The sequence below is a fragment of the Cystobacter fuscus genome (assembly GCF_002305875.1).
Lineage (GTDB): Bacteria > Myxococcota > Myxococcia > Myxococcales > Myxococcaceae > Cystobacter > Cystobacter fuscus_A.
Genome location: NZ_CP022098.1, coordinates 6395662 through 6415214, shown reverse-complemented (window position 1 = coordinate 6415214; position 19553 = coordinate 6395662). Strand labels below are relative to the sequence as shown.

The 19553-nt window shown below is 68.9% G+C and carries 16 protein-coding genes; 7 read left to right on the top strand and 9 right to left on the bottom strand.

Translation table 11 applies throughout. The features are described from left to right. Positions 1-66: 66 nt before the first annotated feature. Positions 67-1020 carry an NADase-type glycan-binding domain-containing protein gene (locus tag CYFUS_RS26150; protein ID WP_157758659.1) on the top strand — a complete coding sequence of 318 codons (954 nt, stop codon included), beginning with the start codon at positions 67-69 and terminating at the stop codon, positions 1018-1020. Between the two features lie 33 nt (positions 1021-1053). Here CYFUS_RS26150 and CYFUS_RS26145 read toward each other — a convergent pair whose 3' ends face one another. Continuing rightward, the gene (locus CYFUS_RS26145) at positions 1054-3342 is read right to left on the bottom strand and encodes a hypothetical protein (RefSeq protein WP_095987705.1); all 2289 of its coding nucleotides are present in this window, start codon (positions 3340-3342) and stop codon (positions 1054-1056) included. 24 nt (positions 3343-3366) lie between these two features. Continuing rightward, positions 3367-4017, bottom strand: coding sequence for a peptidoglycan-binding protein (locus tag CYFUS_RS26140; RefSeq protein ID WP_095987704.1), 651 nt, complete (start codon positions 4015-4017; stop codon positions 3367-3369). Positions 4018-4190: 173 nt separating this feature from the next. On the opposite strand from CYFUS_RS26140, the gene CYFUS_RS26135 reads away from it, so the two are divergent. Continuing rightward, positions 4191-4814: a Uma2 family endonuclease gene (locus CYFUS_RS26135; RefSeq protein ID WP_232536804.1), complete on the top strand. Its 624-nt coding sequence runs from the start codon at positions 4191-4193 to the stop codon at positions 4812-4814. 301 nt (positions 4815-5115) lie between these two features. Continuing rightward, positions 5116-6222, top strand: coding sequence for an NAD(P)/FAD-dependent oxidoreductase (locus tag CYFUS_RS26130; RefSeq protein ID WP_095987702.1), 1107 nt, complete (start codon positions 5116-5118; stop codon positions 6220-6222). A 4-nt stretch (positions 6223-6226) separates the two neighbouring features. On the opposite strand, the gene CYFUS_RS26125 is transcribed toward CYFUS_RS26130, so the two are convergent. The 4 genes from CYFUS_RS26125 to CYFUS_RS26110 form a co-directional block, all read right to left on the bottom strand. After that, positions 6227-7507 carry a tetratricopeptide repeat protein gene (locus CYFUS_RS26125; protein ID WP_095987701.1) on the bottom strand — a complete coding sequence of 427 codons (1281 nt, stop codon included), beginning with the start codon at positions 7505-7507 and terminating at the stop codon, positions 6227-6229. Positions 7508-7611: 104 nt separating this feature from the next. Next, positions 7612-8226: a PH domain-containing protein gene (locus CYFUS_RS26120; RefSeq protein ID WP_095987700.1), complete on the bottom strand. Its 615-nt coding sequence runs from the start codon at positions 8224-8226 to the stop codon at positions 7612-7614. 171 nt (positions 8227-8397) lie between these two features. After that, entirely contained in the window at positions 8398-9777 is a 1380-nt protein-coding gene (locus tag CYFUS_RS26115; protein WP_232536803.1) for an SET domain-containing histone-lysine N-methyltransferase, read from the bottom strand. Between the two features lie 58 nt (positions 9778-9835). Next, on the bottom strand, positions 9836-11758 hold the full coding sequence (locus CYFUS_RS26110) for a RecQ family ATP-dependent DNA helicase (RefSeq protein ID WP_095987698.1): 1923 nt from the start codon (positions 11756-11758) through the stop codon (positions 9836-9838). A 104-nt stretch (positions 11759-11862) separates the two neighbouring features. Between CYFUS_RS26110 and CYFUS_RS26105 the strand changes: the two genes are divergently transcribed. The 4 genes from CYFUS_RS26105 (at position 11863) to miaA (ending at position 15718) form a co-directional block, all read left to right on the top strand. Beyond that, on the top strand, positions 11863-12585 hold the full coding sequence (locus CYFUS_RS26105) for a hypothetical protein (protein ID WP_095987697.1): 723 nt from the start codon (positions 11863-11865) through the stop codon (positions 12583-12585). Between the two features lie 62 nt (positions 12586-12647). Then, the gene (gene asd / locus CYFUS_RS26100; protein ID WP_095987696.1) at positions 12648-13490 is read left to right on the top strand and encodes an archaetidylserine decarboxylase; all 843 of its coding nucleotides are present in this window, start codon (positions 12648-12650) and stop codon (positions 13488-13490) included. Positions 13491-13513: 23 nt separating this feature from the next. Beyond that, entirely contained in the window at positions 13514-14761 is a 1248-nt protein-coding gene (gene hisS / locus CYFUS_RS26095; RefSeq protein ID WP_232537830.1) for a histidine--tRNA ligase, read from the top strand. A gap of 48 nt (positions 14762-14809) precedes the next feature. After that, positions 14810-15718: a tRNA (adenosine(37)-N6)-dimethylallyltransferase MiaA gene (gene miaA, locus CYFUS_RS26090; RefSeq protein ID WP_095987694.1), complete on the top strand. Its 909-nt coding sequence runs from the start codon at positions 14810-14812 to the stop codon at positions 15716-15718. Here the strand turns inward: miaA and CYFUS_RS26085 are convergent. The 3 genes from CYFUS_RS26085 to CYFUS_RS26075 all read right to left on the bottom strand — a co-directional run bounded on the left by CYFUS_RS26085 (position 15706) and on the right by CYFUS_RS26075 (position 19525). Beyond that, positions 15706-17430, bottom strand: a complete 1725-nt coding sequence (locus CYFUS_RS26085) for a response regulator (RefSeq protein ID WP_095987693.1) — start codon at positions 17428-17430, stop codon at positions 15706-15708. The two genes, miaA and CYFUS_RS26085, sit on opposite strands and share 13 nt — an antisense overlap. 54 nt (positions 17431-17484) lie before the next feature. Continuing rightward, complete coding sequence (locus CYFUS_RS26080) at positions 17485-18450, bottom strand: diguanylate cyclase (protein ID WP_095992233.1); 966 nt, start codon at positions 18448-18450, stop codon at positions 17485-17487. Positions 18451-18778: 328 nt separating this feature from the next. Continuing rightward, the gene (locus CYFUS_RS26075) at positions 18779-19525 is read right to left on the bottom strand and encodes a tetratricopeptide repeat protein (protein WP_095987692.1); all 747 of its coding nucleotides are present in this window, start codon (positions 19523-19525) and stop codon (positions 18779-18781) included. Positions 19526-19553: the final 28 nt, after the last annotated feature.

The window sequence follows — 19553 nt, the reverse complement described above, 5'->3', positions numbered from 1 at the left end:
CCGCGCCTCGTTGCTGGGGAGGGCGGTATGCGTGCGTGGAGCGCCAGGTGGGTGGCCTTGGGCTATGTGCTGCTGGGGCTCGAGGCCGCCGCGCAGACGGTCAACCCCACGGCGCAGGTGACGCTGCACGAGGTGCCCATCACCGTGACGGCGTCCTCGGTGTTGGAGGATGCGAAGAACGCCGGCCGGTATGCACCCGCCAACCTTCTCGATGAGGACCCGGGAACAATCTGGGCCGAGGGTGTGAAGGGCAATGGCGTGGGGGAGTGGGTCGAGCTGGGCTTCCCGCCGGGAACTCCGGTGGAGGCCTTCCTGGTGACACCCGGCAATCCCAAATCCCCGAAGCTCTACCAAGCCAATGCCCGCCCGAGAAAGGCTCGGCTGGAGCTGAAGCTCGAGGAAAACAAACAGCTGAACTACGAGTTCGAGTTCCCACGCAACTTCCCCGCCGGTGGGTCCATCTACGTGGCCTATGCGAGGAAGTTGGCTGTTCTCTCGGCGCGGCTGACGGTTGTCTCGGTCTGGCCCGGGAAGAAGTACCGCGACCTGTGCATCGCCAACTTCATCCCGGTGTTCCGGGACGCGGAGAAGTCGTTCCGGGGACAGGGCAAGGAACTCGCTCCCACGCTCGCGGTGTTCATGAGCCAGTCGACACCTGTCCAACATCTTCTGCCGTCCAAGGAGGGTGACGAGCCTGCATGGCTCCGGACCTACCAGAAGGTTCCCCACGATGGGCCACTGCGTTCACCGGTACAGGCGTCCGATCTGCGCAAGAAGCCCCTCAGTGAATGGGGTGATGAACGGCACGCGCTCTACGAGGATAGGGCCGGCGCCTGGGTACAAAGCGAGTTGTTCCGGCTTACACCGGCCCCGCGCGGAATGGGCTACGTGTTCGATCCCCTTCTTCCTCCCAAGCAACCCGACGCATTCGCGAACTTCAGGATTCGATGGCGCATGGTCGATGGGCAGTGGAGGATCTTGGAACTCGATCTGAAATACAGGGAAGAGACTCCGCCTTGAGCGGAGTGCGTTCCGGTCCGCCAAGGTGCCAATCTACTTCGCGGGCGATTTAACACGCGGCACCGCTGGTTTTGGGGGCTTGGGCGCGGGTGGTGATGCGTCCTGGGGGTACAAGGAGTTCCAGTCGCGGTCTCCCAGTTTCGATACGAACGCCTCCATGTTGGTTCGGGTGGTCTCGGCCAGCATGTAATCGAACTTGAAGCCGCAGGTGCCGAAATCACATGGCTCAAGTCCATCTACAAGGTACTCCTCGTACCTGTCTTCGATCTCGCGAGCATAATTACTCTTCACCCAGGCGTCCTTGGTCTCAATCAGCTTCTTGGTGAATTCCTCGATGCTCGCGTCGGCGGCCTTCTTGATGTCCTCTTCGGTGCTCTTGTCGCTCAATGCACTGAGCACCTTCTCCCGCGCGTAGTTCTGGAGCAGTGAATAGGTGTTCTTGTTGTAGTATTTCTCCGAGGGGAATTGTTTCCAGTAGGCCTTCTCCACCTGACTGGTGAACTCCTGGTGACTTTTGCTCTCGGCGAAGAGCTTTTCGACTGCTTCTCGGAGTCTCTTGGAGTCGGGAGTCGCAGCGGCCTTCGGCTCGTTGGGCGCAGACGTTTCGGCGGACGTTGGTGGGGAAAAACCTGTCCGGAGTGCCGGCTCCGCACTCTTCGCGAACTCATCGGGACAACCGCTGATGTAAGCGGTCATGTTCGCTCCGATGCCCTTCTCCACGTCTTCCACGGTGAGCTTCGCGCAGCATTTGTCGGTGCGGGATGGGCAATGCACGCGCTTGGACAGCATGGCCATCCGCATGAAGTGACGGAAGTCATTGGGAGAACGGAACACCTGACAACCTTCGGACCAGTTGTTCACCTCGCGATTCTTTCCCCAGGCCCCTCCTTCTTCCCTGGCCGAGCGGTGCATGTTCGTGCCAGCCGCGGTGCCAAAGGTCACGAGCACGTCATCCTTCGTCAGCGTCAACGTCCTGGGCGGCGGGGGAGTTGTCGCAGAGGCGCCAACGGCCGTGGAGGGGCTCGATGTCGGGGGCGGAGACTTGAAGACGAGCCGGACGCACACCCGGATGGGCGAGGTGTCGTCATCCGCCACTTCCATGCTCGAGACCTGGTTGCCCTCCTTGTCGAAATCCTGTGTCTCGGCGCCGCTGGGTGCCTCGAGCCGGATGTACCGCTCGTTCCCGCCGATCCGGGCCTTGAGCGCGTTGAGCACGGCCTTGGCCGCGTTCGTCCGAAGTTCGAGGAGCTTGGGCGCGTAGGACTCACGGTTGCGTGTGTCGAGTTCTTTCTTCACCGCTTTGTCGAAGGCGGCCTTTTCGGCCTTCGTTCCGCGCTTCATCTCCTTGAACTCTTCCTGGATGCTGGCGATGAGTTCCTTCTGGGCCTTGGCGTCCTTTCGGATGAGCGCCTTTCGGATGTCGTCGTCCGTCCCCTTGTTGAACGCGCTCTCCGCGCGTTTCAGGAAGCGGCCGATGGGGTAGCGCCGCCGGGCGGGAATCGAATCGAGGATGAGCTGGAGTGCGGCGAAGGAGTTGGGGGGCTTGCGCGCTCCCAGGTGCAATCCCACCCGGTAGGAGTTGTTGTAGATGCCGGGAGCGACCGCGCCGACCTCATCTGGAAGCAGGGAAAGGTCGTCGAAGTTGGGGAGCTGTTTTCCCTGTGCATCCTTCTTGGTGTGGGGCGCTTTGGGGTCGTACCCAGGCTCCGTGGTGATGGGAAAGGTGAGCACCCGCCAGTGCATGCACTGAAGGCATGAGACATCCGTCCCCGGGAGGGGCCAGTTCTTCAGGGGCGGGCGATCCTTGTCCGAGAGGATCTTGTCCACGAATCCCTGTGCATTCGCCAGGTTCTCCGGGCGCAGTTCCGGATCCTCCAGGACGGTCTTCTCTCCCTCCTTCAGCAGGGCGGGGTCGTAAAGCACGATCAGCAGGTCATCGAACTTGTTCGAGATGGAGCGCTCCCGGCGCAGTCCCACGAACTGGAGCGTGAGCGGCTTCGCGCGGAGGAACTCGATCTCCTCGTTGTCCTGGAGGTGGTACTTCTGGTTGGTCGGGTCGAGCTTCTTCTGTGCCCGGAGGCTCTCGCTGGTGTACTGCTTGAGCAGGCCGACCACGCAATCCGAGCATTTCGTCTCCTGGAGGGTCGCGTGGTGCGCCTCGTTCTCGGTGACCGTTGGCACGGCGGCCTTCTTGGGGGGGTCCGCCTGCCCGGCCTGCGCCTCTCCTGGCTGGGGCTGAGGCTCGGTGGCGGCTGGTTTCGCCTGAGGAGCACCCTGCTTGGGTGGGGCTCGGGTCTTCTTGGTCACGGCCTTGACTGCCATCGAAATCCTCGGCTGGAGGCGGGCTCAGCTTCCGTGCAGCTCGGTGAGCTTCTTGAGCGTGGTTTCATCCAGGCGGCCGGTGAGCTCGAGGCCGCTCCGATGCTGGAAGGCGCGGATGGCGCTGCGCAGCGCTGGCGTCATCTGGCCCGTGGGCTCAAGCCCGTAGCCCAGGTTGATGAGCCGGGCCTCCGCCCCCGAGATGCTCTCGTCCGGCACGCTCTCCAGTGGGTTGAGGTGTCCCAGTTCGAGTTGCCAGCTCCTCCCGTCGCATTGGAGCAGGGCGCGGGTCGCGGCGTATGGAACCCTCTGCTCGAGGAGCCCCTGGTCGTTGGTTCTTCCCTCTCGCGGCTCATTCCCGAGGGTGAGCGTGTAGGGCGTGTTGGCCAGGGGCTTTCCCTCGGCGTCCTTGAGGGCGAGTCTCACCAGCCGTGTCCTCAGTTGAAGGACGATGCGGTGGGACTGACCGGTGGAGAGACTCACCGTCATGCCCTTCGCGGAGGTGGGCTTCGGAATGACGATCTCGTCCCCGGGGAAGAGGACGTGGGGATTGGGGCGCTTCTCGCGCAGCTCCGCGTTGTCCGGGTGCTCGTAGAGCTTCTTGTAGTCCGCGAAGCCATGGCGCCGCGCAATCAGCAAGAGGCACTCGCCCTGTTTGACGACATGGGTCTTGGTCATCGCCAGAACCCCCCCTTCCAGGCACGTTAGCAGAAGCGGCGTGTCGCGAGAGCGGTAGCGGCTGGATGACAGGGAAGGGCGCTCGACGGGCGTCGGAGCTGATGACCTGGGATGTAGGGGAGCTGTACACGATGAGACACGTCATGGCCTTCGCGTTGCACCACGCGAGGGGCATGCGACATTCTTCATCCATGGCCCTCCGCCGCACTCCCGAGTCCGAGTCCACCGGGCGCAACGCCCCGTCCGTCGAGGCGGCCTTTCAGTCGGCCCCCGAGGAACTGGTGGCGGAGATCCTCGAGGGGGAACTGCACCTCAGCCCCCGTCCAGCCCGGCCCCACGCCAACGTCTACTACAACCTCGCGGGCCTGCTCTCGGGGCCCTTCAAGTTCGGCAAGGACGGGCCCGGCGGATGGGTCCTCCTCGCCGAGCCCGAACTCCATCTCGGCCCACGTCCGGACAAGGTCGTGCCGGACCTCGCCGGATGGCGGCGTGAGCGGCTGCCCCGTGCCGTCGGTGGCGCGGACGCTCCCGCGCATTATGAACTCGTTCCGGACTGGGCCTGCGAGATCCTCTCCCCGGGCACGCGGCGCGTGGACCAGGGGCCGAAGATGCGCACCTACGCTCGCGAGGGCGTGCGGCACTTGTGGCATGTGGATCCCCTCACGCGGACGCTCGAACTCTTCCAGCTCGCCGAGGGCCAGTGGCGGCGCGGCGAGTGCTTCACCGGCGAGGGCCGCGTCCGCGCCGAGCCCTTCGAGGCCGTCGAGCTGGACCTGGCGCTCGTCTGGTCCGAATGAGCGCCAGGGTTGTAGTGGCCGGTGTTGGGGTAGGGCATTGGCTGCGAGTTGCTCCGGTGGATGATCCGCATCCAGTTTTCGAAGGGGGTCGTCTTCAAGGAGCTGGAGGCCCGCTGAGTCCCCAGGCCTTCTGGACCAGGGCGTTGAGCCAACCTTGCCCGCATGGCGACGGAGTGACACCAGCTCCGACTTCTGCTCTCCAGTGAATAGGAGCACCGCGCCTTGGACGGACGAACCATGGACGGCCGAGCCGCCCGTTGGGTAGAGGGGAAGAACATTCCCCTCTGGAGGAGGCCCGCCCATGCCCAAGTCCGTCCTGGAAGCCGATGTCGCCATCGTGGGAGCGGGGCCCGCCGGGACGGCCGCCGCGCTGCACCTGGGTCAGCTCGGGGTGAAGCGGGTGGTGCTCGTGGACCGGGCGGACTTCCCTCGGGACAAGACCTGCGGCAGCGGGGTGAGCCCCAAGGGAATTGGTTGTCTGAAGACGCTGGGCGTCTGGGACGCGGTGGAGCCGCATGCCTATTGGGTGAAGGGCCTCCGGCTCACCACCCGGGGCAACGAGACGATGTTCCTGTCGGGTGGCGAGGCCGCCGCCGCCATCATCTGCAACCGCCGCACGCTCGATGAGATCCTGCTGCGCCGCGCGCAGTCGCTCGGAGTGGAGTTCGTCCCCAACTTCCTCGTGCGCTCGCTCATCGAGGAGGGCGGGCGAGTGGTGGGCTTCCAGGACGACGAGGGCCGCGAGGTGCGCGCACGCTACACGGTGGTCGCCGACGGCGGACACTCCAAGCTCATCCCCGAGCGGGGCCCCAAGTCCATCCTCCAGGCCATCATGGGCTGGTGGGAGGGCGTCGAGTTCACCCCCCACCACGTGGAGATGATCTTCGATCCGCGCGTGGCCCCCTGGTACGTCTGGCTCTTCCCGGAGAACGACACCCGGGTGAACATCGGCATCTGCTACCGGGACGACGCGCACCAGCACAACGCCCGCGCCCTGTTCCAGCAGATCCTCGACACCCACTTCGCCCCCCGCCTGCGGGGCGCGCGGCAGCTCGGCACCTGGAAGGGACACCCCATCCTCTACTCGTACACCATCGAGAAGCTGCACTCGCCCGGGCGCGTGGTGATCGGCGAGGCGGGTCGCATGGTGCATCCGGCCACCGGCGAGGGCATCTACCAGGGCATGCGCTCGGGCATCCTCGCGGCCGAGGCCCTGCGCGACGTGCTCACCGGCGCGAGCACCGAGGCGCGCGCCTTCGAGCGCTACGAGTCGCGCTGCCGCCTCGCGTACTCCGCGTCCTTCGCGGCGACCCGGCTGCTGCAACCCCTCATCGACTCGCCCGTGCTCGACACCGTGGCCAAGGTGCTGCCCAAATCCTTGCGCAACCGGGTGGCGGCCACGCCGTGAGGTCTCACCGCGAACGGCACGTCAGATCCGCCGGGGCGCCGCCCAGCTCGCTCAAGCCCTTGCAGCTCGCCAGGTCTCCGCCCTCACAGGCCGCGTGCAGCAGCCGCTCCCCCTCGGTGCTCTCGCCCTGTCGCAACGGGGGACTGAGGAACAGCACGCCCAGCACTCCACACGCCGAGGCCGACCCCGAGGCGCACCGCGGCCGGGCTGCTTGGGTCACCTCGTCGAGGAACTCGCACGCCTGGCCCGCTCCGAGCAGACACGCGCGCTTGAGCAGTCCGGGCAGCTCGAACACCGGCCGGACCGCGGGCGGCTCGTTGCGGAGCTCATCGTAGAGGGCGAGGCAGCCCAGTGCCGCGCCCCGGTCGCACGCGTGGCGGAAGAGCGCCCGCCGGTCCGTGGCGTTCTTCTGGCGTCCCTGGGAGTCGAGTGTCTCGAGCACCGTCAGCCGGCACGCCTCCGGCGAGCCGAGATCGCACCCCCGCGAGAGCAGTTGCTCGGCGCGCGGCTCGGCCCAGGGTCCTTCGGCTCGTAGGAGCATCCCCTGGCGCGCGCACGCCTCGCCATCGTTCGCCTCGCATGCGCGGGCGTAGAGCCCGGCGGCCTTGTCGGCATCCTGCGCGACGCCGCGCCCCGAGTAGAACGCCTCCCCGAGAATCCGGCAGGACAGGCCGTCACCGGCGTCACAGCCCCGCTGCGCGAACAGCGCCATCCATTCCCACTCGGGCTCCACGCCGTTGCGCAGGGCCTCCTCGGCGAGCCCTTGCACCGCGAGCCCACACGCGCTCCCGGGAAAGCGATCGCAGGCGTCCTCGAGCGCCGCCCGGGCCGCCACCGCGTCCCGCTCCACCCCTTGTCCCCGCAGCGTCATCAGCGCCTTCAGGGCACACCCCTCGCCGTCTCCCAGGGTGCAGGCCCGCTGGAACAGACCCGCGGCCGCGACGAGGTCCGGGCCGTTCTCCTTCGCCAGGCCCCGCGCCTCCCACCGTCCCAGCTCGGTGCAGCCCTCGGCCACGTCCAGCGCACAGGCCCCGCGGGCAAGTTCCACCCGCCGTTGCACCTCACACTCCGACAGGGTGTCCCGCGGCGAGTCCCGGAGTGCCTCGCGGCAGCCAGCCGCATCCGCGCAGGCCTCGGGGGAAGAAACGGCTGGAGACGCCACCTCCGGCACGAGCGGGGTTTTCGGGGGCGCGGTAGCGCAGCCGCCGAGGGCCAGCCCCAGGGTCAGGAGCGCGACGGAGAGGGAGCACGGCGCCTGGGAAGCCACGGGAGCACGAAGGTTCATGCTCCCATCACACCCCCGGCATCTTTCCGCGTCGTGACGCCTTCATGAAGAATCATGAAGAGGCGTGCCGGACATGGCCCGGAGCCGGGGGGAGTGTTTCCAGCTCAGGACTTGAGGTAGCGCTCGAACACGAAGCCGAAGTCCTTCACCCAGTACTTCTGCTGCGCGCCGAGGAACCAGGAGAAGGCGGCCTGGTTGAGTTCCTTGAAGGTCTCCACGAGCGGCGCGCTGCCCGCCTGGCCACGGCCCAGGGTGGTGGAGGCGAGCTCGATGCTGGTCTTGGCCAGACCGAGCGCCACCTCGTTCTCGTGCATCAGCTCGGAGATGCGGAAGAGGGCCTTGTAGAGATCCTTCACCTGCTCGAGGTGCTTCTTGTGCACGTCGATGGAGAAGCTCTTCGCGCCGAGCTGGAACTTGATCTCCACGTCCATGTCGATGGTGCCCGCGGTCTCGAGCCGCACGTTGGACACCGGGTGGGAACCATAGCTGTAGCGGTGCAGCATGCGCTTCTTGCTGGTGGCGCTGGTGCCATCCAGGTGGACGAGGGCCTTGTTGGTGAAGCAGTACTCGTCGGACTTGGACTTGATCAGGAAGAAGATCTTCTCCTGGTCCTCGTGCATCACGTAGTCGTCGGCATCCACCTTGTCGTAGTCGGCCGGAGCGATGACCGCGCCGATGTCACTGAGACCAAGGGCGTCGGCGGCGAGTTTTCCGAACATGTTCATTCTCCCGGAGTAGGGGCCGTGAGGCGGCCGCGCGAAGCATAGGCGAATGACCTGCCCTGAAAAGGGGACCCGCGGCAACTCCTGGGCGAACTCCGCGGCTGGGCGGAGTAGTAGCGGATGACGGCCTTGGTCACGAGCCGAGCCGACCATGCGTTCCAGGTCAGGTCACGCCTTCCGGCCCAGCAGCCCCAGCAGATCGTTGCGCACGTAGCCGTCGAACCATCCCCACGGCGAGTCGGCACGCGCGGCGAGCTGCTCGACTTCCTCGCGGGGCTGGCGCAGCAGGGCGCGGCCCGCGCGGGTCAGCTCCAGGTAGTCGCGCAGCAGCCGCTTCTCCTGGCGGCGCAGGAGTACGCCGCTGCGCTCGTTCGGCGACAGGGGCCCCTCGCGCAGCAGCCGCTCGTCCTCCTCCAGCGTGGTGGGGAATGCCTTCAACCGCTCCTCGCACGCCGCGGCCAGTGTCCCCAGCACCCGCTCCTCGCACGCCACGCTCACGGGCGCGATCGTCTTCGGGCCCGACAGCAGCCGGTTGGACAGGGCGAGGAACTCGTCGGGCGACGCGTGCGCCATGCGCAGGAAGGAGAACACCGACCAGGACGCGAGGTACTTGCCCTGGCGCGACACCTTGAAGGGATGTTTCGCCGTGGCCGAGCCGAGCCCGAACATCTGCTGCTTGATCGACGCCAGCGGATCCCCCGCGGGCAGCCCCACGGAGAGGTACACCTCGTCGTTCTCCTCGTTGCCGTCGGGCACGAAGCCCGAGTGGAGCAGGAACACGTCGCTGCTCTTGGCGCCGTAGTGTGTATGGATTTCCGCCCCGGCCGGCACCGCGCGCTGCGCGATCATCCGGAACGTCTGTCCATCCTCCGAGGTCGACCAGAGCACGTCGGGCGGTTGGCGGTGGTTGAACATGTCCGACAGCGGCACGAGGCTCGGTCCCTGCAGGCCCCCCTTGAGCGAGAACAGGCGCGAGTACAACGAAATCCGCGCCCAGACGTACTCCTCGAAGCCGAAGCGCTCGAACTCGGGCAGCTTCCCGTGCAACTGCGCGTACTCCTGCTCGAAGGACTGGCGCTGCACCTCCACCAGCCGCTCCAACTGCGAGCCCTTCAACTGCGCGCGCTCCTGCTCCGAGTAGAACAGGGGCACGTGGGGATAGGCCTCGGGCAGGCTGTCCACGAAGGGCTTCCAGAAGGAGTCCGCGCCCCGGTGCTTCTCCTCGAGCAGCCAGGAGGCCAGGTAGAGGAAGTCATTGTCCGGCTGGAGCTGGGACTGGATGCGGCGCCCGATCTCCGACGCCTTCGCGCGCTCCAGCGTGAACAGGTGCGTGGTGGGAATCTGGAGCACCACCTCGCCCTCGGCGATGTCCGAGCGCGCCAGCACCGAGCGCTCCCCATCCGCCTGCCGGACGATGTGCATCTTGGGAAAGAGCGCTCCGCCTTGCTCCATCCACCGCAGCAGGCTCGACAGCTTCTGCTCCGAGGACTCGGCGGAGGTCCTCAATCCAGACGTCGCGGGGGGGCTCGGGGGGGATGCGGAGTTCATGGGTGGCTGGGGACGCTACCCCAGGCCAGCACGAGCGCGGAAGTCGGCCGCGCGGGCCCTACCGCGAGGTGTCCTCCACGAAGGCGAGCACCTGCTGGAAGGGCACGTCCGACAGCAGGCCGAACAGCTCGTGGGAGGCGAGCCGCGCCCGGGAGACGCTCGGCGAGGCGATGCCACAGAGAAACCTCGTCAGTTGCCGGGGCGTGGCGAGGGCCTCGTGCCGCTCGGCGCGCAGTTGCTTCAGTCTCGCCACTTCCCGAGCCCCCGGGGCGGGGACGGCCAGGGCGGGCAGGGGGCCGGGACGCTCGCCCGCGCACCAGTCGCAGTGACCGCAGTCGGCCTCCAGATCCTCGCCGAAGTAGGTGAGCAGGAAGCGGGTGCGGCACCCCTCGTGGCCCGCGAAGTCCAGCACCTGGCGCAGCCGCCGCACGTCCCGGCGCTCGCGCTCGTCGAAGCGCTCGATCATCGTCCGGGTGAGCGTGGCGGCCTCGACGTCGCCGCGCGTGCGCCGGTAGCCCTGGCGCACCCCCGTCACCTGGAGCTTCAGCGCTCCCTGTTCCTCGAGGTAGTTGAGCGCGGCGATGATGCGCGCGCGCGGCTCGCCGAGTTTCCGGGAGATGTCGTCGAGCTTGAGCAGGGACCAGGTCCGCTTGGGCTCGGCGAGGGCGAACACGCGGCGCAGGAAGTCCGCCCGGGAGGCGTCGAAGCCGGCGAAGACCTCGTCGAGCGGTCGCAGGGCCTGGAACTTGTACTCGGTATAGAACGGACCCGTGGACTCGAGCACGCCGTCCAGCTCGAGGTAGGTCATCAGCGTCTCGATGACCAGCGGACGCACGTCGTGGGTCTGGGACAGCTCGTGGAGCGAGACGTCGAAGGTGTCGCCCTGGCCGAGCACGTGCTCGAGCACTCCGGCCACGGCCTCGGGCGTGGGCGTGTCGCCATAGGTGAAGTTCTCCAGGACGACCACGTCTTCCCGGGCCGCCAGCAGCTCGCAGTCCGAGGGCTGGCCGTCCCGTCCCGCGCGGCCGATCTCCTGGGCGTAGTTCTCCAGGCTCTTGGGCAGGTTGCAGTGGTAGACGGCCCGGATGTCGCTCTTGTCGATGCCCATGCCGAAGGCGATCGTGGCGACCACCACCGCGTCGGCCGAGTCCATGAACCAGTCCTGCACCTCGTGCCGCACCTCGGGCGCGAGGCCCGCGTGGTACGCCCGGGCGGGCAGGCCGTGGTCGGTGAGGAACCGGGCCGTCTCCTCCGCCGTGCGCTGGAGCGTGACGTAGACGATCGTCGCCCCCCGCGGGCGCGAGCGCAGGCGAGACAGCAGCAGCTCCCGGCGCGCGTCGCCACCGGGGGTGGGGGAGACGTGCAGCGTGAGGTTCTCCCGGTGGAAGCCCGTCTGGACGACATCCCCGGGGGCGATGCCGAACGCGCCCGCGATGTCCCGGGCGACCGAGGGCGTGGCGGTCGCGGTGAGCGCCAGCACCCGCTCCACCTTCAGCGTCCGGGCGAGCGGGGCGAGCTTCATGTAGTCGGGCCGGAAGTTGTGTCCCCACTCGCTGATGCAGTGGGCCTCATCCACCGCGAGCATGGAAATGCGCACGCCGCGCAGCGTCTGCAGGAAGCGCTCGTTGGCCAGCCGCTCCGGCGCGATGTAGAGCAGCTTGAGCGTGCCCGCCTTCAGGTCCGAGTAGAGTCGGCGGAGTTCCTCGGGCCCGAGCGTCGAGTCGAGCCGGGCGGCGGGGATGCCCCGGCCCTGGAGGAAGTCGATCTGATCCTTCATCAACGCGATGAGCGGGGAGATGACGAGCGTGAGGCCCTCCAGCATCAGCGCGGGGAGCTGGTAGCACAGGCTCTTGCCGGCCCCGGTGGGGAAGATGGCGAGCACGGACCGGGCCTCCAGCAGGCGCGAGACGACGGGCTCCTGCCCCTCGCGGAAGCCGGAGAAGCCGAAGACGGACTGGAGCACGTGGGCGGGGGAGGGCATCTGGGGCTCGGGAGGGGAGGAGGGACACGCAAGCATGCGGCGGTGGAGGGCCCCGCGCGAAAAAGGGGTGCGTCCGCCCGGAAATGGCGTAGAAAACCGGACCCATGCGCACCTACAGCCCTCGTGTTGGCCGGACGTTCGCTGCCCTCTTGACCGCCTTGCTGCTCGCCGCCCCCGCCGGCTGCCGCAAGCCCGCTCAGCCCTCGGAGGCCTATGTCGAGGCGCAGACGCGCTTTGGCAAGCTGTACGCGGCCAGGGGGGACGATGCGTTCGCGGACCCCGAGCTGACCGCCATCGAGGGGCTGCTCGCCCAGGTGCCCGCCAACAGCCTGGACGCTCCGGCGGCCAACGAGCTGCGCGCGCGCATCGAGGAGGGCAAGCAGCAGGCCCGTTCCCGGCAGCGCGCGCTGGAAGAGCTCCGCGGCAAGGCCAGCGAGCCGGCGCGGATGCCAGCGCAAGGGTATGGAGGCACCCCGTCGTTCCCTTCCTCGCGGCCCACCGAGCCCGCGGCCGAGGCCGAGGATGCCGGGACGGATGCCGGCACGGCGGGCGGCGCTCCGGGGATCGGCACGCCCGCGAAGGAGCTGGCGAGCGGCTTCTCCGGCTGCTTCAAGCAGGGTGAGTCCTTGCAGGTCCAGGGCCGGGGGCTGCGCGACCGCTGGGAGTTGTCCGACAGCCCGGCGTGCCGCGAGCAGTTCGCCACGCTCCAGGATCAGGTGTTGATCATCGAAGAGGGCAAGGTGCTCGCCCTGGCGCCCAGGAAGTCCATCCAGGCGGTTGCCACCGATGGGGGCACGCCGAGCCCCGCCGCGGACGCGGGCCGTTGAATGAAGCGCGTTCTCGCGCGGTTTCCTTTCTCCCACCCCTTTCCCTTCTCGTCGCGCCCCTCATGAACGAACAGACCTTCATGAAGTTGATGCAAGTGCTCCCCAAGTCCGCGCTGTCCACGGCGGTGGGGATGGCCACGCGTCTGCCCGCGCCCGCGCCGTTGCACCGGGCCGTCATCAAGACCTTCGCCCGGCTCTACAACGTGGACGTGGCCGAGGCCGAGCACACGCTGGAGCACTACCCCACGTTCGCGGAGTTCTTCACCCGCGGGCTCAAGGGCGGCGCGCGCCCCATCGATCCGGGGCAGAAGGTGGTGGTGTCCCCGGTGGATGGCGCGGTGTCCCAGGTGGGCTACTCCGAGCACGGCCGGGTGCTGCAGGCCAAGGGCATCCACTACACGGTGGGCGAGCTGCTCGGCGACGAGGCCGCGGCCAGGCCCTTCCACGGCGGTGCGTGGACGACCATCTACCTCTCGCCGCGCGACTACCACCGCATCCACGCTCCCCTGGGGGGCAAGGTGACCGGCTACGCCTACATTCCGGGCGAGTTCTGGCCCGTCAACCCGGCCTCGGTGAAGAACAAGCAGTCGCTCTTCTGCGTGAACGAGCGGCTCGTCACCTATCTGGACACGGTGGCCGGGCAGTGCGCGGTGGTGAAGGTGGGCGCCACGTGCGTGTCGCGCATCAAGGCGGCCTATGAGGACGTCATCACGCACCAGGGCAAGCCCGGCAAGGTGCACCGCTATGACACGGGGATTCCGGTGGACAAGGGTGGGGAGCTGGGGCGCTTCGAGATGGGCTCCACCGTCATCCTGCTGTTCGAGCCGGGCCGGGTGAAGTGGGACGACAGCCTGCAGCCCGAGGCGGTGGTGCGCATGGGTCGGCGCATCGGGGAGATTCCGTGAGCAAGATTTCCGGCGTCAAGGGCATGAACGACATCCTCCCCGGCCAGGTGGAGGTGTGGCAGCACGTGGAGCGCACGGCGCGCGACGTGTTCTCGCGCTTCGGCTACGGCGAGGTGCGCACCCCCACGGTGGAGGACACCGCGCTCTTCGTGCGCAGCGTGGGCGAGGAGACCGACATCGTCGGCAAGGAGATGTACACCTTCGAGGACAAGGGCGGCCGCAGCCTGTCCCTGCGCCCCGAGGGCACCGCTCCCGCGGCGCGCGCGTACATCGAGCACTCGGTGGTGAACCAGGAGCCGCTCACGCGCTGGTTCTACATGGGGCCCATGTTCCGCTACGAGCGCATGAAGACGGGCCGCTACCGTCAGTTCCACCAGATCGGCGCCGAGGCGTACGGCTCGAAGGAGCCCGCCCAGGACGTGGAGATCATCGACCTGGTGGTGCAGCTGCTCCAGACGCTCGGGCTCCGCGACGTGTCGCTCAACATCAACTCGCTGGGGGACGAGGCGTGCCGGCCCGCCTACCAGGAGAAGCTGGTGGGGCACCTGCGCGCCCACGTCGACGAGCTGTGCGCGGACTGCAAGGTGCGCCTGGAGCGCAACCCGCTGCGCGTGCTCGACTGCAAGGTGGAGCGCTGCCAGCAGATCGCACAGGCCGCGCCGAGCATCCTCGAGTCCCTGTGCGAGCCGTGCCGCGCGCACTTCGGCGACGTGCAGCGCAAGCTGGGGGCGCTGGGCATCAAGTACGAGGTCAACCACCGCATCATGCGCGGGCTGGACTACTACACGCGCACCACCTTCGAGTTCATCGCCGCGCACCCGGTGCTGGGCACGGCGAGCACGGTGGGCGGCGGGGGCCGCTACGACAAGCTGGTGAAGAGCCTCGGGGGGCCGGACGTGCCCGCGGTGGGCGTTGGCATCGGCCTGGACCGGCTGTGCATCCTCCTGCAGGAGAGTGGCCAGCGCTTCTCCCAGCCCACCCAGCTCTTCATCGCCGTGGCGGACGAGGGCTCGGCGGACGAGGCGCTCGTGCTGGCCAGCCGCCTGCGCCGCGAGGGGCTCCGGGTGGAGCTGGACACGCGCGGAGGCAGCCTCAAGAGCCAGATGAAGCGCGCGGACAAGGTGGGCGCCACCTACACCCTGGTGCTGGGTGAGCGGGAGCGCCAGAGCGGGGAAGCCCAGCTCAAGCCCATGGCGGGTGGAGATCCCCGGCCCGTGAAGCTCGCCGAGCTGGCCCAGGAGCTGCGCGCCTCGGGCAAGCCCGCCGCCTGAGAGCCTTCGGGGCTCCCGCGCGTCACGCCGCGCGGGGCCCGAGCGCCGATGAAGCCCTTCCTCACCGTCATCGCCGGACCCACCGCCTCGGGGAAGACCGCGCTCGCCGTGGAGCTCGCCCTGCGGCACGGGGGGGAGATCGTTGGCGCGGACTCGCAGCAGGTGTACCGCGAGTTCGACATCGGCACCGCCAAGCCCTCGGCCGAGGAGCGCGCCGCGGTGCCCCATCACCTCGTCTCCGTGGTGGAGCCGCTCGAGCCCTTCTCCGCCGCCGAGTACCAGCGCCGGGCGGACGCGGCCATCGCGGATATTGTTTCCCGGGGGCGGCGGGTGTTCGTCGTGGGCGGCACGGGCATGTACCTGCGCATCCTCCTGCATGGGCTCGTGGAGGCGCCCGGCGCGGATCCGACGTTGCGCGCCGAGCTGGAGGCGCTCGCCGCCGCCGAGGGCCGTGAGGCCGTGCACCGGCAGCTCGCCCAGGTGGATCCGGAGACGGCCGCGAAGCTGCCTCCGCGAGATCTGGTGCGCGTCATCCGGGCGTTGGAGATCCACCGCCAGACGGGCCGGCCCGCCTCCGAGTTCCGCCGGGAGCATGCCTTCGCCGCGAGCCGCTATCCCTTCCGGATGTACGTGCTCTCACCGCCGCGCGAGGCGCTGTACGAGGCCATCGATCGGCGTACGGAGGCGCTGTTCGAGCGGGGCCTGGTGGAGGAGGTGCGAGGGCTCCTCGCCCGGGGGTATGCCGAGGCGGCGCCCATGCGCAGCGTGGGCTACGCGCAGGCGAAGGCGGTGGTGGAGGGCCAGCTGTCGCTCGAGCGGGCGCGAGAGCTGGTGGCCCAGGAGACGCGCCGCTACGCCAAGCGGCAGCTCACGTGGTTCCGCAAGGAGCCCGGGGCGCTCTTCGTGGAGCCGCCCTATGACGCGCTGAGGGCCGCGGAGCTGCCTCAGGAGGCGTAGCGCCCCGTCTCCCCGGCCGAGTCGAGCGGCGCCTCGGTGGGAGCGGAGGAGGTGGGAGGCACCAGGCCCATGAGCTGGCGCAACAGGCGCTCGGGATCCACGGGCTTGGGCAGGAAGGCCTCGGCGCCGGCGTCGAGCGCGCGCTGGCGCACGTGGGGCCGGTTCATTCCGCTCATGACCACCACGCGCGTGTCACGCGTGAGCGGGTGTTGCTTGAGCCCCTCGCACAGCCGCAGTCCGTCCACCCAGTGCAGCACCACGTCCAGGAGGATGGCGGTGGGAGGCCGCCGGGCCACCGCGCAGAACAGGGCCAGCTCGTCGGCGAAGGCCACCACGTGGGCGCCCGTGGACTCGAGCAGCTGCGTCATGGCCTCGCGTTGATCCGGATCGTCGTCCACGATGTAGTAGAGGTCCGGCTCCATCGTGGGAATCGTCGTGGGCAGGGGCTCCACGGCGGTGCGGACCCAGGAGGACATCGTCTCGCGGATGCCGGCCCAGCGCGCCACGGACAGCAGCACCTGGGGAGAGGGGGCGGGGAGGCCCAGCACACCCGAGCCCACGGTGCCCGCCGCGGCGACGCGGTGACGAGCGGTGAGGAAGGCCTGGGGCGCGCGGCGTCCCGCGCGGCGCAGCCACGTCACGGCGCGTGCGCCCGCGGCCGCGTCATCCAGCAGATCCCCCAGGCCGTCGCGCACGTACCGGCGCTCCAGGGCGGGGGCCTCCAGGCCCGCGTCCAGCAGGGCCACGGCGGCGCGGCTGCACGAGGCGAGGGTGTCCGACAGGCCCACCTGGAGCGGGTGGCCGAACGCGGCCGCGCCCACCACGAGCTGTCCGGGTGCCACCAGCGAGCGGCCCGGCCCGTAGGGCAGGCGCGTGGTCTCCAGGGCGAGCAGCTCGAAGCCCTCCTCCACGAGCCCGTCGCGCGCGGCCATCATCAAGGCCTGGCACAGGTCCGCCGGCGTCACCGCGGGGCCATAGGCGAGCGCGTACACCGAGTGGGCGCCCGGCAGGAGCACGAGCCCATCCACGGAGGGCAGGGGAGACATCCACAGCCGGGCGAGCGGCGGAGGGCCCATGCGGGGCGAGGGCAGGCGCAGGCGTGCCTGCACGGCGGCCACGGACGGAGCGGGCTGGAAGCCCGGGAAGAAGGAGTCGCCGAGCGACGCGCCCGCGCCCGTGGCGAGGGCCACCGCGTGGAAGCGCTCGCCACTGCCCTGGGCGCGCACCACGAGGGGACCATTCTTGCGCACCACCGCGGGAGCATCCGGCGCCGAGGGCAGGTGCTCCACGCGCTCCACGCGCCGGGGCACGAAGCGCGCGCCCTGGGAGGTGGCCGTGCCCGCGAGCGCCTCGCGCACCAGCGCCAGTCCGCCCTGGCCCTGCGGCCACGCATCCACCACCCACAGGCCACCAGCCGACGCGGGCATCACCTCGCGCTGGCCATGGGAGAGCAGCTCCACGCCGCGCAACTCATGGACGCGCCACTCCTGGGGCACGCGGGCGCCGAGCGCGGCCAGGCGCGAGCGGCACTCGGGCGTGAGGATGGCGGGGGGAGCCACGGAGTCCGGATCCGTGCTCTCGTACACGCGCACATCGAGCGCGCACCCACGGGCCCGTCCGTTGAAGATCAGCGAAGCGGCGAGTCCCGCTCCGGCGATCCCCCCGCCGACGATGGCCACCCGTGATCCGCTCGCCAGCCTGCTGCCGCTCATCCGAGCCCTTGCTCCACCGTCCATCGCGACCTCTGGGGGTAGTGAAATCGTCTGTCAGTGCCGTTGTGCTGCCTTGGGGGACGCCAGATCCGAGGCGCCGTACACCACCACGCGATCCCGGCCCTCGCGCTTGGCTTCGTAGAGCGCCGCGTCCGCGGCCCTCAGCAACTCGTCGGTGCACGCGCGCGGCTGGGCGGGGGAGTGATCCGCGATGCCCACGCTCACGCTCAACCCGAAGGGGGCGGGCCGCCCATCGCTGCGCGTCACCTTCACCGTGCGCAGGCCCGTGCGGATGCGCTCGGCGAGCACCGCCGCCTCGGCGGCCGTCTGGTGGGGCAGGAGCGCCACGAACTCGTCGCCGCCGAAGCGCGCCGCGAAGTCCACCTCGCGCAGGTTGGTGCGCAGGAGGTTGGCGAGCGCCAGGATGGCGCGGTTGCCCACCTCATGGCCCATGCCGTCGTTGATGGCCTTGAGGTGATCCAAGTCGATGACCACCACGGACAGCGGGTAGTCGTAGCGGCTCGAGCGCTTGAACTCCTCGTCCAGCCGCATGGACAGCGCGCGGAAGTTGGCCAGGCCCGTGAGCGCGTCCGTCTGGGCCATGGCCTGCAGCCGCTGCTGCTGCTCGCTCTGGCGCAGCGCCCGGTTGATGCGGGCCATCAGCTCGCGCGCGCTCGCCGGCTTGTGCACGAAGTCCACCGCGCCCAGCTCCAGGCAGCGCTCGAGCGTGGCCTCGTCCGAGTCCCCGGTGAGGAAGATGACGGGCACGGACTCGGTGGCGCGGTCGTGCTGGAGCGACTCGAGCACGGCCAGACCGTCCTCGCCGCTCTCCAGGAAGCGATCCAGGAGGATGAGATCCGGGTGCCGCTCCCGGGCGAGCTCCACTCCGGACTGGCCATCACTGGCGCCCAGGACGTGGTAGCGGGCCGAGAGCAACTCCGTCAGGCTGTCACGGGTGCCCGCATCATCCTCCACGACCAGGATCAGGGGCCTCTCTCCGTGTCGGTCGCGCTGCCGCATGCTCTGCTCCGCTTCCTGCGCCTGGCCCTGGAATCCGGAGTGCGAGTCCCGAGCGAACCGCTCGGAGGCCTCGCCTGCCCGCTCTTCCTCCGCCGCCCTGCCCATGTCCTCCATCACCCAAGACCCCCGGCCGCCTGCTGATCCCCGGGGATTTCCTTCTCCGGGGATGAACCACTCAGGAGCAAGGGCCGTGCCGCTCGACCATCCCGATTTCGGACCGTGATTCCGAGGGGTTGCGATCAGCGAGTGGGCCGCCCGGCGGCGGGATAGGCAAGAGTTGCAGCATTACCGGGAATGAGGCCCGGTAGGAATTCCCGGCGGGGAGGGGTCAGCGTCGGGGATTGAACTGCACGCGCCGACCGCCACCACCCCCCATGATCTGAGGAGGAGGGGTCTCCAGCCCGAACTGCCACCACATGGGCTCGTAGGGCTTCATCTTCAATTTCTTGTCGTTCTGCAGGGCCGACAAGCTGCTCTTGAGCTTTTCGTCGGAGGGGTTGGCCTCGACCGCCCGCCCGAGCACCTTGAGAGCGCCGTCCTTGTCCTTGTTCTGCAGGAGGCACCAGGCGTAGACGGCCCACACCACGGACTCCTTCTTGCCGGAGACGACCGCGGCCTCGAAGGACTTCTTCATGGCGGCGCTGTCCTTCTTCTGGAAGAAGAGGGCGCCCTCCATGGCCTTGGCCAGGTAGTTGCGCGGGCTCGCGCGGGCGAAGTGCCCCTGGGCGCCCTCCAGGTCCTTCGACATGTACTTCAACATTCCAATCTGGGAGTGCACCTCCGCGCCCACGAGGAACTGCCACTTGTCGTAGACGAGACCGGACTCGAGCATCTTGACGGCCCGCTCGATGCGCGCCTGGGCTTCCTTCTGGCTGGTGGGCTGGCCCTGGAGCTCGCGCTGCACGGCGGCCATGATGGCCTGGAGCTTCTGCCCGATGCGTCGGCCGAGCCAGATGTAGGAGCCCACGAAGGCGAGGGTGCCCGGGACGAGGGCCGCCCAGATGTTGAAGCCGGCGAACTTGATACCCAAGGTGATGGCGAGGCCCACACCCAGGGCGATGAGGAGGTTGTACATGGCGCCCGTTTAGCGATCAGCGCGGGGG

Bases quoted from the DNA above. Each gene is read 5' to 3' on its own strand.
- CYFUS_RS26145 (WP_095987705.1), bottom strand. From the start codon at position 3,342: ATGGCAGTCAAGGCCGTGACCAAGAAGACCCGAGCCCCACCCAAGCAG.
- CYFUS_RS26140 (WP_095987704.1), bottom strand. From the start codon at position 4,017: ATGACCAAGACCCATGTCGTCAAACAGGGCGAGTGCCTCTTGCTGATT.
- CYFUS_RS26135 (WP_232536804.1), top strand. From the start codon at position 4,191: ATGCGACATTCTTCATCCATGGCCCTCCGCCGCACTCCCGAGTCCGAG.
- CYFUS_RS26130 (WP_095987702.1), top strand. From the start codon at position 5,116: ATGCCCAAGTCCGTCCTGGAAGCCGATGTCGCCATCGTGGGAGCGGGG.
- CYFUS_RS26125 (WP_095987701.1), bottom strand. From the start codon at position 7,507: ATGAACCTTCGTGCTCCCGTGGCTTCCCAGGCGCCGTGCTCCCTCTCC.
- CYFUS_RS26120 (WP_095987700.1), bottom strand. From the start codon at position 8,226: ATGTTCGGAAAACTCGCCGCCGACGCCCTTGGTCTCAGTGACATCGGC.
- CYFUS_RS26115 (WP_232536803.1), bottom strand. From the start codon at position 9,777: ATGAACTCCGCATCCCCCCCGAGCCCCCCCGCGACGTCTGGATTGAGG.
- CYFUS_RS26110 (WP_095987698.1), bottom strand. From the start codon at position 11,758: ATGCCCTCCCCCGCCCACGTGCTCCAGTCCGTCTTCGGCTTCTCCGGC.
- CYFUS_RS26105 (WP_095987697.1), top strand. From the start codon at position 11,863: ATGCGCACCTACAGCCCTCGTGTTGGCCGGACGTTCGCTGCCCTCTTG.
- asd (WP_095987696.1), top strand. From the start codon at position 12,648: ATGAACGAACAGACCTTCATGAAGTTGATGCAAGTGCTCCCCAAGTCC.
- hisS (WP_232537830.1), top strand. From the start codon at position 13,514: ATGAACGACATCCTCCCCGGCCAGGTGGAGGTGTGGCAGCACGTGGAG.
- miaA (WP_095987694.1), top strand. From the start codon at position 14,810: ATGAAGCCCTTCCTCACCGTCATCGCCGGACCCACCGCCTCGGGGAAG.
- CYFUS_RS26085 (WP_095987693.1), bottom strand. From the start codon at position 17,430: ATGAGCGGCAGCAGGCTGGCGAGCGGATCACGGGTGGCCATCGTCGGC.
- CYFUS_RS26080 (WP_095992233.1), bottom strand. From the start codon at position 18,450: ATGCGGCAGCGCGACCGACACGGAGAGAGGCCCCTGATCCTGGTCGTG.
- CYFUS_RS26075 (WP_095987692.1), bottom strand. From the start codon at position 19,525: ATGTACAACCTCCTCATCGCCCTGGGTGTGGGCCTCGCCATCACCTTG.